11 protein-coding genes and 1 riboswitch are annotated in these 12,220 nt (G+C 66.8%); of the genes, 7 read left to right on the top strand and 4 right to left on the bottom strand.

The window, feature by feature from the left end; all coding sequences use genetic code 11:
• Both cobS and cobU read right to left on the bottom strand, forming a co-directional pair.
• Entirely contained in the window at positions 1–786 is a 786-nt protein-coding gene (gene cobS / locus ABIA96_RS28315; protein WP_354140327.1) for an adenosylcobinamide-GDP ribazoletransferase, read from the bottom strand.
• Positions 783–1,286, bottom strand: coding sequence for a bifunctional adenosylcobinamide kinase/adenosylcobinamide-phosphate guanylyltransferase (cobU, locus tag ABIA96_RS28310; RefSeq protein ID WP_354140326.1), 504 nt, complete (start codon positions 1,284–1,286; stop codon positions 783–785). The genes cobS and cobU overlap by 4 nt, the downstream gene beginning before the upstream one ends.
• Positions 1,287–1,407: 121 nt before the next feature.
• Here cobU and cbiB point away from each other — a divergent pair, with 121 nt between their 5' ends.
• Positions 1,408–2,349, top strand: a complete 942-nt coding sequence (cbiB, locus tag ABIA96_RS28305; protein WP_354140325.1) for an adenosylcobinamide-phosphate synthase CbiB — start codon at positions 1,408–1,410, stop codon at positions 2,347–2,349.
• A gap of 11 nt (positions 2,350–2,360) precedes the next feature.
• Positions 2,361–3,326: a threonine-phosphate decarboxylase CobD gene (cobD, locus tag ABIA96_RS28300; RefSeq protein WP_354140324.1), complete on the top strand. Its 966-nt coding sequence runs from the start codon at positions 2,361–2,363 to the stop codon at positions 3,324–3,326.
• On the opposite strand, the gene ABIA96_RS28295 is transcribed toward cobD, so the two are convergent.
• Positions 3,315–4,763 carry a cobyric acid synthase gene (locus ABIA96_RS28295; RefSeq protein WP_354140323.1) on the bottom strand — a complete coding sequence of 483 codons (1,449 nt, stop codon included), beginning with the start codon at positions 4,761–4,763 and terminating at the stop codon, positions 3,315–3,317. The genes cobD and ABIA96_RS28295 overlap by 12 nt on opposite strands.
• A 23-nt stretch (positions 4,764–4,786) precedes the next feature.
• Positions 4,787–5,422, bottom strand: a complete 636-nt coding sequence (cobO, locus tag ABIA96_RS28290; RefSeq protein WP_354140322.1) for a cob(I)yrinic acid a,c-diamide adenosyltransferase — start codon at positions 5,420–5,422, stop codon at positions 4,787–4,789.
• Between the two features lie 40 nt (positions 5,423–5,462).
• Positions 5,463–5,681, top strand: a riboswitch (cobalamin riboswitch).
• Between the two features lie 96 nt (positions 5,682–5,777).
• Between cobO and ABIA96_RS28285 the strand changes: the two genes are divergently transcribed.
• Genes ABIA96_RS28285 through ABIA96_RS28265 form a run of 5 tightly spaced genes read left to right on the top strand, consistent with a single transcriptional unit; the run spans position 5,778 to position 12,220 of the window.
• A complete protein-coding gene (locus ABIA96_RS28285; RefSeq protein ID WP_354140321.1) occupies positions 5,778–6,152 on the top strand; it encodes a DUF1636 family protein in 375 nt (124 codons plus the stop codon).
• Positions 6,149–7,183, top strand: coding sequence for a cobalamin biosynthesis protein CobW (gene cobW / locus ABIA96_RS28280; RefSeq protein ID WP_354140320.1), 1,035 nt, complete (start codon positions 6,149–6,151; stop codon positions 7,181–7,183). Before ABIA96_RS28285 ends, cobW begins: the two co-directional genes overlap by 4 nt.
• Positions 7,183–10,431, top strand: a complete 3,249-nt coding sequence (cobN, locus tag ABIA96_RS28275; RefSeq protein ID WP_354140319.1) for a cobaltochelatase subunit CobN — start codon at positions 7,183–7,185, stop codon at positions 10,429–10,431. Before cobW ends, cobN begins: the two co-directional genes overlap by 1 nt.
• Positions 10,428–11,591: a precorrin-3B synthase gene (cobG, locus tag ABIA96_RS28270; RefSeq protein WP_354140318.1), complete on the top strand. Its 1,164-nt coding sequence runs from the start codon at positions 10,428–10,430 to the stop codon at positions 11,589–11,591. The genes cobN and cobG overlap by 4 nt, the downstream gene beginning before the upstream one ends.
• Positions 11,591–12,220, top strand: coding sequence for a precorrin-8X methylmutase (locus ABIA96_RS28265; RefSeq protein WP_354140317.1), 630 nt, complete (start codon positions 11,591–11,593; stop codon positions 12,218–12,220). Before cobG ends, ABIA96_RS28265 begins: the two co-directional genes overlap by 1 nt.

The raw sequence follows: 12,220 nt of genomic DNA, 5'->3' as shown, positions 1-12,220 counted from the left end.
TCATCCTCCCGTGTGAAGGACGGCTGCGGCGACCAGCAGGATCAGGATCTCACCGACTTGCTCGAAAGCGCCGAGGATGTCGCCGGTCTGCCCGCCGATCTGACGAATGGCAAGCCGCGCCAGCATCAACCCGGCGAGCGACAGCAGGACCAGGCCCACCAGCGCCTTGCCCGGTCCGAGTGCAAGCGCAAGACAGAGAGTGCCGAGGCCGAAGGCCGCGGCCACGCTGCGGCCCGGCGGCGATCCAGCGCGTGCGGAGAGCCCGTCCGGGCGTGCCGGTGGCACCAGCGACATGAAGGCCGGTACGCCGGCGCGGGCCGCGGCATGGGCTGAGACCAGCGCAAGCATCACCATCCATGGATTTGCGATCGCCGCGAGTGCACTCCAGCGCAGGCCGAACGACAGGATCAGCGCGCAGACGCCATAGCTGCCGATCCGGCTGTCGCGCATGATCTCGAGCTTGCGCTCGCGCGTCCGTCCGCCGCCGAGGCCGTCGGCGGTATCTGCGAGCCCATCCTCATGCAGCGCGCCGGTGATGAGGGTGGTTGTCGCGAGCGCGAGCAGGGCGGCCGTGCCTGGCGCGAGTCCCAGCTTGCTCGCGAGCGTATAGGTTGCTGCGCCTGCAAGGCCCACCGCCAAACCCGCGATCGGCAGCGCCCAGGTCGCGCGCGCGATGGCGCCGTCGCCGGCCGGCTTCGACGATGCCACCGGCACGATCGTGACGAAGGACGCCGCGATCCTGAGATCGGCGACGACGTCTTTCAGGATTTCAGCGCGCAGCATCATTTCAGTTTCATCGGCAGGCCGGCGACGACGAACTCGACCTCGTCAGCGGCCGCCGCAATGATCTGGTTCATGATCCCCGCGGCGTCGCGAAAGGTGCGCGCCAATGCATTGTCGGGCACGATGCCGAGACCGACTTCATTTGTGACGAAGACCACGGGGCTCTTCAGACCGGGCAGGGCGGTGGCGAGCTCGGTCATCTCGTGGTCCCAGTCGCGCTCCGCATGCATCAGATTGGAGAGCCACAGCGTGAGGCAATCGACGAGGCGTGCGCCGCCGCCGTCAGTTGCGACCAACGCGGGCACGAGATCGAGCGGCACCTCGCGCTCAATCCAGTCGGTTCCGCGGCGCGCGCGGTGTTTTGCGATGCGCGCTTCCATTTCCGTATCGAGCGCCTCGGCGGTCGCGACATAGACGGGCTGTCCGGGAAAGGCGCGCGTGCGCGTTTCCGCACGCTTGCTCTTGCCCGATCGCGCTCCGCCCGTGATCAAGATGACGGCCATCAAGGTCTCCTGTAGGCCTGACTAATCACCAATCGCGGCCAAAGACAAAGCCGAAATCAGGCACCCGGGGGCTTGCGCTCGCCCCTCGCTTTGCGCAACAGGGGCGGGACAGGAGGCTGGTGTGGGTTTTGCGGGCGCGATGGTGGTGGCGATGGCGGTGGATGCCCTGCTGGGCTGGCCGTCAAGAATGTTTGCGTGGATCGGCCACCCCGTGACCTGGCTCGGCAAGCTTATCGCCGCCATCGATACCGGCTGGAATCGCGCGTCCGACCCGCCGGCGCTCCGCCGCGCTGCCGGCGTCGCCGGCGCGCTTCTGGTGATTGCGCTCGCGGTTGCGCTCGGTTGGATGCTTCAATCCTTGCTTCCCTCAGGCTGGACCCAGATCGCGCTCGTCGGCATCTTCGCCTGGCCGCTGGTGGCGCTACGCTCGCTGCATGATCATGTCGCGGCTGTTGCAAATCCTATGCTGGGTGGCGACATCGCCGCCGCGCGTGAAGCGGTCTCGCGCATCGTTGGCCGCGATCCCGACGCGCTCGACGAGGCCGGCATCGCGCGCGCCGCCATCGAGAGCCTCGCGGAGAACGCGTCCGACGGCATTGTCGCACCGGTGTTCTGGGGCGCGCTGTTCGGCTTGCCCGGCATCCTTGGCTACAAGGCGATCAACACGCTAGACTCCATGATCGGCCATCGCAGCGAGCGGTACGAAGCCTTCGGCTGGGCCGCGGCGCGCATCGACGATGTCGCGAACTTCGTTCCCGCGCGCCTGACCGGATTTGTGTTCGTGCTGCTCGCACAGCGACGATCCGAGGCGCTGTCGTGCATGACGCGCGATGCGCGCCGCCATCGGTCGCCCAATGCCGGCTGGCCCGAGGCGGCGATGGCCGGCGCGCTTGGCGTGCGGCTCAGCGGCCCTCGCATCTATCACGGCAGCATCACGAACGAGCCCTGGCTCAATGAAGGCGCGCGCGATCCGCTTGCGGCCGACATCGGCGAGGGACTGACCGTCTACCGCCGCGCCATGCTGCTGCTCGCAGGCGTCCTTGCGATCCTGGCCTTCGCGTGAAAGAACAGGGCATGCGCGAGCACGGTGGAAATCTCGATCACGCCCAGCAGCGTTTTGGCGGACGCGCGGAAGCCTGGATCGATCTGTCGACCGGGATCAACCGGCTGCCTTATCCCGTAGGCGAGATCGACGCGCATCATTGGCAGGCGTTGCCGTCGCGATCCGAGATCGAGGCTCTGCATCAGGCGGCCCGGCATGCCTATCGCACCAGCGCGCCGATTGTTGCGATGGGTGGCGCACAGGCGGCCATTCAATTGCTGCCGCAACTCGCGCCGCGCGGCCGGGCGCGCATCCTCGCGCCGACCTACAACGAATATGCTCCTATTCTGTCGGCCGCAGGATGGGAGGTCGAGGAGGTGGGGGCGCTCGATGCGCTGGCAGGGGCGAACCTCGCCATCGTCGTCAATCCCAACAATCCCGATGGCCGCCGTCATGCGCCGAAGGATTTGCTCGCGCTGTTGCCGCACGTCGGTTACCTCGTCATCGACGAGAGCTTTGTTGATGCCGTTCCGGACGTCTCGCTCGCTTCGGAAGCAGGCGAGCGGGGGCTGCTGATCCTGCGCTCGTTCGGAAAGTTTTATGGTCTTGCCGGTCTGCGGCTCGGCTTCGCGATCGGCCATGCGGATGACATCGGCAAAATCGCGGCGGCATCAGGTCCATGGCCGGTGTCGGGCGCGGCGATCGCGATCGGTTGCCGCGCCTTGCGTGACGATGCCTGGGCCAAGGCGACGTCGGCGCGGCTTGCGCGGGACTGCGTCCGCCTCGACGACATGGTGCAGCCGCGAGGCTGGACATTGGTCGGAGGCGCGCCACTGTTTCGCCTGTACGAGACGGCGGACGCGCTTGCCGCGCAGGAGAAGTTTGCGCGCGGCCAGATCTGGTCGCGTGTCTTCGCGCAAAAGCCGACGTGGCTACGCCTGGGGCTTCCGGGCAGTGAACCCGAGTGGTTGCGCCTTGCCGAGGTCCTAGCGCGCTAGCGCGAGCAGGCCTTCGACGTCGAGATGCTTTTCGATGTGATCGGCGAGGGCATCGAGCGCGCTGTCGACCCTTGCGTGATACGGCTCTTCACCTGCCGGAATATCGAGCTTTGCCAGGTATGCCCTGCGGAACTCATCCGACGTGAACAGGCCGTGCAAATAGCTGCCTTGCACGCGCCCATCGCGCGAGCTCGCGCCTTCCGGCTCGCCATTCAGTTTCGCGAAGGGCCGTGCGCGATCCGACCCGTCGGTGCGACCGATGTGAATTTCGTAGGCCTGGATCGGCTGATCCGTCGCCGCATGCACCGCCGTAACACGCGTCAGCGTCTTCTGCGGGCTCATCACTGTCTCCACATCCAGAAGGCCAAGGCCCGGCGTGTCACCCGCGGGGCCTTCGATGCCATCAGGATCCGCGACGCTGTGCCCGAGCATCTGGTAGCCGCCGCAGAGGCCGAGCACATGGCCGCCCCTGCGGTGGTGCGCCAGCAGATCGATGTCCCAGCCCTGGGCGCGGAGGAAGGCGAGATCGCCGCGGGTTGATTTGGAGCCGGGGATGATGACAAGCCTTACATCGCCGGGAATCGCTTCGCCTTGCCGCACCATCACAAGATCGATGCCCGTCTCGAGTTTCAATGGATCGAGATCGTCGAAGTTGGCGATCCGCGACAGCGCAAGACAGGCGATCTTGCACTGGCCCGGCTTGCGTGCATCGCTCAGGCCCAGCGCATCCTCGGCCGGCAGCTCGCCGGCGCGGGCGAACCAGGGCAGCACGCCAAGGCCGCGCCATGCGGTCTTTTGCTCGATCAGCTTGTAGCCGTCGTCGAACAGCGTGGGATCGCCGCGGAACTTGTTGATGACGAAACCCTGGATCATTACGGCATCATCAGGATCGATCACCGTCTTGATGCCGACGAGCTGGGCGATGACACCACCACGATCGATGTCGCCGACCAGCACGACGGGGACATCGGCCTTGCGCGCAAAGCCCATATTGGCGATGTCGGCCTTGCGCAGATTGACCTCGGCGGGGCTGCCGGCACCTTCGACCAGTACCAGATCAGAGCGCGCCTTCAACCGCTCAAAACTCTCCAGCACTGCGCCCATCAGCGAAGGCTTCATCGCCGCATATTCACGCGCCCGCGCGGTCGCGATACGTTTTCCCTGCACGATCACCTGCGCGCCGACATCGGTTTCGGGCTTGAGCAGCACCGGGTTCATGTCGGTGTGCGGCTCGACGCCGGCCGCCAGCGCCTGAAGCGCCTGAGCGCGCCCGATCTCGCCGCCATCGACGGTGACGGCCGCATTGTTCGACATGTTCTGCGGCTTGAACGGGAGCACACGCAGTCCACGTCGCGTAAACGCGCGCGCGAGGCCGGCGACGATGAGCGATTTGCCCACGTCCGAGCCGGCTCCCTGGATCATCAATGCGCGCGCCATGTTTTTTCAGAGCTTGGCGTCGTTCAGAACTCGACGCCGGCTTGCGCCTTGATTCCGGAGCGGAACGGATGCTTCACCAGCGTCATCTCGGTGACGAGATCGGCGATCTCGATCAGCTCGTCCTTGGCGTTGCGCCCGGTGAGTACGACATGTGTCATCGGGGGCTTCGAGGTCTTCAGGAAGTCTACGACCTCCGAGATGTCCAGATAGTCGTAGCGCAGCGCGATGTTGATCTCGTCGAGCACGACCATGCGCAGGTTCTCATCGAGGATCAGCTCCTTCGCCTTTTCCCAGCCGGCGCGCGCCGCCGCGATGTCGCGGGCGCGATCCTGCGTCTCCCAGGTAAAGCCTTCGCCCATGGCGTGGAACTGGCAGAGCTCGGCGAAATGACCGGTGAGCAGGCGTCGCTCGCCGGTATCCCAGGCGCCCTTGATGAACTGCACGACGGCGCAGGGGAAGCCATGGGCCACGCACCGCACGATCATGCCGAAGGCGGAGGACGACTTGCCCTTGCCGGCGCCGGTGTGGACGATGATGAGGCCCTTTTCGCCGCTCTTGGTCGCCATGATCTTGTCGCGGGCGACCTTGATTTTCGCCATCTTCGCGGCGTGCCTGGCGTCGGTTTCCTCGACCGTTTTTGTATCCGGTTCAGGGGTCATCGTACCCGGTCCTTCGGCTTGACAAGAGGCGGCCGGGGGCAAATGGTGGCCCGGCGTTGGTTCCTGTCCTATGACAGGCGAAGAGGGAATGCGATAGGGTCCGAATCGGCAAGATTTGGGTCCAAAATGCAGCCGCCCCCGCGACCGTGACCGGAGAGATGCCCGAAGCCACTGGTCCCCCACGGGATCGGGAAGGCGGGGATCGAAGGGGAAACCCTGCTCCGCAAGCCGGGAGACCTGCCAGCGCGGACGATTTTTGGACCGGCGGACGGGGTGTTCCGCGACGGGGAAACGGGCCTTCGCAAGAACGGTTCGTGGGCCTCTTCGCCTCCCGCTGATACTTCTGGAAGAGGCGATGACCGTCACACTTCACGTCTGCATCACCTGCCGCGCCGGCGAGACGCCCGGCGAAGGCGAGGTCACGCCCGGCAAGCGCTTGCATGGCGCGATCCTCGAGGCCGGCGTGCCCGACGGCGTCAATGTGATTCCCGTCGAATGCCTGTCTGCATGCAGCCAGGGCTGCTCGGTTGCGCTCAGTGCGCCCGGCCGCTGGTCCTATGTCTACGGCCGTCTCTCGGACGCCAACGCGCAGGATGTGGTTGCGGGCGCTGCCGCCTATGCCGCCACGCCCGACGGCCTCGTGCCCTGGCGCAGCCGTCCCGAAATCTTCCGTAAGCAATCGCTTGCCCGCATTCCCCCCATTGCTGTGTTGCCAGAGGCCGCCGAATGAACTCGCTCGCAAAAGTCCCTGTCACGGTGGTCACCGGTTTTCTCGGCTCCGGCAAGACGACGCTGATCCAGCATCTCCTCGCCAATCCCAACGGCAAGAAGCTCGCCGTGCTCGTCAACGAGTTCGGCAGCGAGGGCGTCGACGGCGAGATCTTGAAGTCCTGCGCGGATGCGAACTGCCCGGAAGAGAACATCGTCGAGCTTGCCAATGGCTGCATCTGCTGCACCGTCGCCGACGATTTCATTCCGACCATGGAGAAGTTGTTGTCGCGTCCGGTGAGGCCCGATCACATCCTGATCGAGACCTCGGGGCTGGCGCTGCCGAAGCCGCTGCTCAAGGCATTTGACTGGCCGGAGATCCGTTCGCGCATCACCGTCGATGGTGTTATTGCGCTCGCCGATGCGGAGGCCGTCGCCGCGGGCCGCTTTGCGCCCGATCCGGATGCGGTCGAAGCGCAGCGCGCGGCCGACGAAAATCTCGATCACGAAACGCCGTTGTCGGAAGTGTTCGAGGACCAGATCGCCTGCGCCGACATCGTGCTGCTGACCAAGGCCGATCTCGCCGGCACTGCGGGCATCGAAGCCGCCAAGGCAGTGATCACTGCCGAGATGCCGCGCCGCGTGCCGATGCTGCCCATCACCGACGGTGCCATCGATGCGCGCGTCATCCTCGGCCTCGGCGCCGCCGCTGAGAACGATCTCGCCGCGCGCCCCTCGCATCACGACGGCGAGGAGGATCATGAGCACGACGACTTTGCCTCCGTCGTGATCGATCTTCCTGAGGTGACCGACATCGAAGCGCTGGTCGCATCCGTCCAGCGTCTGGCGCGCGAGCAGAACGTGCTGCGCGTCAAGGGCTATATCGCGGTGGCGGGCAAGCCGATGCGCCTGCTGTTGCAAGCGGTCGGCGAGCGCGTGCGCCACCAGTTCGACAAGCCCTGGGGCGCGGGCAACAGGCAGTCAAAACTCGTCGTGATCGGCGAGCATGGCGATATCGACGATGCCGCGATCAAGGCGGGATTGGGAGTCTGATGCACGTCGTCTTCCGCGAGAGCCGCGGTCTGGAGGAGACCGCGACGCCTAGGGACATCGGCCAGGACCCGGCCGATCTCGTGGTGCTCTCGTATTCGGACTCCGATCTCGCCGCATTCGCGGCGGGCTGGCGGCGCGGCCGCAACAGTCTGCCGTCGCTGCGGCTGGCGAACCTCGCGGAGCTCCGTCATCCGCTCTCGGTCGATACCTATATCGAACGCACGCTGACGCAGGCGCGCGGCATTCTGGTGCGTCTGATCGGCGGTGAGTCCTATTGGCCGTATGGCCTTGCGGCGCTCCAGCAACTCGCGAAGGATCGCAACATCGTGCTCGCCGTGCTGCCGGCCGATGGTCATGACGACACGCGGCTCGATGCGTATTCCACCTTGCCGGTCTCGACGTTGCGCCGGCTGAAAGTGCTCTGCGACACCGGTGGTCCCGTTGCGGCGCAAGCCGCGATCGCGCAGCTCGCACTGGCGTCGGGCCTCTATGCCGGACCGGTCGTCGGTGAGATGACCGTGCCTGAGATGGGTTTTTACGATCCCGCACGCGATGTGATTGCGGCGCCGGTACTGAGCGAGGGGAAGCCGCAAGCGCTGGTGGCGTTCTATCGTTCCTATCTCACTGCAGCTGACACCGGCCCGGTCGATGCGTTGATCGCGGCGCTGCGCGAGCAGGGCTTTGACGCGCATGGCGTGTTCGTGACCTCGCTGAAGGCTGCGGGCGTCGCGGGTTGGCTGAGGACGTATTTCGCGAAAAACCCTCCGGCGACGATCGTCAATGCGACGGCGTTCTCGGCGATGGGCGATGACGGCACGACGCCGTTCGATACTGCACCATGCCCCGTCTTTCAGGTAGCACTCTCATCGGCGCGGCGCGAGGATTGGACGGAGTCGCTGCGCGGCCTGTCGCCCGGCGACCTCGCAATGCATGTGGTTCTACCCGAGGTCGACGGTCGGCTGTTTGCCGGCGTGGTGAGCTTCAAATCGGCTGCGGAGCGCGACCCGGATCTACAGTTTTCGCATCTGGCTCACAGGCCGGATGAGGAGCGTGTGGAAGCCATCGCCGCCCGCGTTGCGGCGTGGCGGCAGCTTGCGGAGACACCGGCCGCCGACAAGCGGTTGGCCATCGTGCTCTCGAACTATCCGGGCCGTCCGCACCAGATCGCGCATGCGGTCGGTCTCGACGCGCTCGCCTCGGTCGAGGCGCTGGTATCCGATTTGGCGGAGGCTGGCTTCGATGTTTCGCCAGTTGAAGCGCTTGGCGAGACGCTGCTCAGGCAGCGCCTGACCTGGAGCGTCGCCGACTACCACGCCGCACTTTCACGTCTTCCGCAAATCCTGCAAGACGATCTCGCACAAGCCTGGGGCGCGCCGGAGAACGATCCAAACTGCCGCGACGGCGCGATCCACTTCGCGGCGATTGCCAGCGGCCGCTCGATCATCGCGGTCCAGCCCGAGCGCGGCGATGTGACCACGCGCGATTCCGACTACCACGATCTCGCCCGCACGCCACGCCATGCCTATGTCGCGTTCTATCTCTGGCTCCGCGGGCAGGGGATTGATGCCGTCGTGCACATGGGCGCGCATGGCACGCTGGAATGGCTGCCTGGAAAATCCGTGGCGCTGTCGTCGGCGTGTTGGCCCGAAGCCCTGATCGGCAATCTCCCGGTCATCTATCCCTTCATCGTCAACGACCCCGGCGAGGCCGCGCAGGCCAAGCGGCGCATCGGTGCCGTCACCATCGGCCATCTGCCGCCGCCGCTTGAACAATCCACGGTACCCGAAGGGCTGCGCCGGCTCGAACGTCTGCTCGATGAATATTCGACTGCCGACGGTCTTGATCCCGCCCGCCGCCAGCGCCTGATCGTCGCGATCCGCGATGAGGCGCGTGCGGCAGGTCTCGAAGACGATCTCGGTCTCGATGCTTCGGCCGCACCGGCCGAAGTGATCCCGCGGATCGATCGCTTCGTCTGCGACCTCAAGGAAAGTCAGTTCGGCGATGGCCTCCATGTGTTCGGCCGAGGCGCCTGTGGTGACGCGGAGCGGGACGCGCTGCGCGCCGCGCTTACGGGTCAGCGCGTGGCGCCGGGCCCGTCGGGCTCGCCCTATCGCGGACGCCAGGACGTGCTGCCCACGGGACGCAATCTCTTCGCCGTCGACCCGCGTGCGGTGCCGACGCCGTCGGCCCATGCACAGGGGATAAAACTCGCCGAAGAGCTGCTGCGCCGTCACTTGCAGGATCACGGCGATTGGCCGAGGGGCCTCGTTGTCGATCTCTGGGGCTCCGCGACCATGCGCACCGCGGGCGAGGAGTTTGCCATGGCGCTGCATCTCGCAGGTCTCGCGCCGCGCTGGGACCACGCCTCCGGCCGCGTCACCGGCTATGACATCATCGCGCCGGCCGAGCTCGGCCGTCCCCGCATCGATGTGACGCTGCGCGTGTCGGGCCTGTTCCGCGATGTCTTCTCAGGCCTTGCGCAATTGTTCGAGGCCGCAGTCGAGGCGCTCGCAACGCGCGAAGACGAGGGTGACGAAAATCCCTATCGCCACCGCGCCTCGCGCGTGTTCGCCCCGCGCCCCGGACACTACGGCGTCGGCCTCTCGGCAATCCCGGATGCATTCACGCCCGAAACGCGCGATGCCGCGGGCGAGGCCTGGCTATCGGCATCGTCCTGGGCGTTCTCCGCCGACGGAGAGATCAAGCCGAATCGCGCAGGCATCGAGCAGCGGCTCGCGTCCGCTGACGTCTTCGTCCACGTCCACGATCTGCCGGAAACCGATCTGCTGCTCGCCGCCGACTATGCTGCGCATGAAGCCGGTGTAGCGGCGGCTGCGGCCCATCTCGGTGCTGCCGGGCCATCGCTCTATCACCTCGACACGACCCGCCCCGACGAGCCGCACGTGCGCACGCTGACCGAGGAGATTTCGCGCGTCGTCCGGGCCCGCGCCGCCAATCCGGCCTGGATCGCCGGCATGATGCGCCACGGCTTTCGCGGCGCTGCCGAGATCACCGCGACGCTGGAGCACATGGCTGCCTTCGCGCATCTCGCCGGCGTCGTGCCGCCACATCTGTTCGATCTCTATTATGACGCGACGCTCGGCAATGACGATGTCCGCGGCTTCATGGCCAGTGAAAATCCGGCGGCGCTCGCCGGGATGGAAGTTTGCTTCGCCCGCCTGCACGAGGCCTCGCTCTGGCGGACGCGCCGCAATTCGATTGCGGCTGCGCTGAAGGAGGCGTCATGAGCGCGGCTTCGGTGAAGGGCTGGTGTCCCGGCGCGCTGCGGCCGATGCAGTCGGGCGACGGGCTGGTGGTCCGCGTCCGCCCGTTTGGCGGGCGGCTCGATGCGGCCCAGACCGCGGGGCTCGCGCATCTTGCGGAGCGCCACGGCAATGGTCTGATCGACGTGACCAGCCGCGCCAATCTCCAGATCAGGGGCGTCAGCGAGAGCAGCCACCGGCCGCTGCTTGACGGGCTTGCGCAACTTGCGTTGCTCGACCCGGATGCCGGCACCGAATCCCGCCGCAACATCCTGGTCACACCGTTCTGGCGCGATGACGACGAGACCCAGGCGCTTGCGGCCGAACTCGAAGAGGCGCTTGCGGACAGTGCGTTGGAACTCCCCACGAAATTCGGCTTCGCCATCGACGACGGCAAGTCGCGCGTGCTCGCCGGCAATTCCGCCGACGTGCGGATCGAGCGTGACGCTGTCGGCGGTTTGTTGGTGCGCGCGGACGGCACCAAGTTCGGCGTTGCCGCCGCGCGCGGCGAGGCCGTGACCACCGCACTCGCTTTTGCCGACTGGTTCGTCGCCTCCGGCGGCGTCAGGGATGGGCGAGGGCGCATGGCAACGCACCTTGCGGCTGGCGCAGAATTGCCTCTGCCGCTGCGCGGCGAGGCGGAGCCGGCACCTGTCATGGCCGCCGCGCGTCCCGGCCTTTATCCGCAAGGGGCCATGGTCGGCGTCGCCTTCGGCCAGATGCCGCACGCGACGCTCAGCCAGTTATCCGATTGCGGGCGTGCGCTGCGGATGACGCCGTGGCGGATGGTCTTGAGCGAGGGCAAGCGGACGATGCCGACCGCTTCCGGCCTGATCACCGAGGCCTACGACCCGGCGCTGCGTGTCATCGCCTGTAGCGGCGCGCCGCGCTGCCGTGAGGCCCATGCCGACACCCGCGCGCTGGCCGCGGCGCTTGCGCCGAACATCGGCGCGGCTTCGTGGCTTCACGTCTCGGGCTGCGCCAAGGGCTGCGCCCATTCCGGCGCGGCCGCGATCACGCTGGTTGCGACGGGCGCGGGATTCGATCTCGTGCGCGGCGGCTCGACCCGCGATGAGCCCATCCTGCGCGGGCTCGACCGCGACGATATCGTTCGCGATCCCTCCATCCTGATGGGAGGGCACTGATGCCGCACATCTACGAGACCGATGGTGCTGCGATCTACCGGCAGTCTTTCGCGACCATCAGGGCCGAGGCGGATCTTGCGCGCTTCACGCCGGACGAAGAGCAGGTCGTGGTGCGGATGATCCATGCGGCCGGCATGGTGGGCCTCGAGGCGCATATTCGCTTCACACCCGGCATGGCGACCACCGCGCGGGCGGCGTTGCAGAGGGGCGCACCGATCCTGTGCGATGCACGCATGGTGTCGGAAGGAATTACGCGCGCGCGATTGCCCGCGGCCAACGCCGTGATCTGCACGCTCGGCGACGAGACTGTTCCAGCGCTGGCGCAATCCATGCGCAACACGCGATCGGCTGCGGCGCTGGAGCTGTGGCGGCCGCATCTCGACGGTGCGATCGTTGCGATCGGCAACGCGCCAACGGCGCTGTTTCATCTGCTCAACATGCTGGAGGACCGCGATTGCCCGCGGCCCGCGGCGATCATCGGCTGCCCGGTCGGCTTCGTCGGTGCGGCCGAGTCCAAGGCCGCATTGATGGCCGATCCGAAGATCGCCGCGCTGACGGTCGAAGGCCGCCTCGGCGGCTCCGCGATCACGGTCGCCGCCGTGAATGCGCTCGCGAGCCGGAGAGAATAG

This window comes from Bradyrhizobium sp. LB11.1 (assembly GCF_040549385.1).
Taxonomy (GTDB): Bacteria; Pseudomonadota; Alphaproteobacteria; order Rhizobiales; family Xanthobacteraceae; genus Bradyrhizobium.
This window is presented reverse-complemented; position numbering and strand designations above follow the sequence as displayed.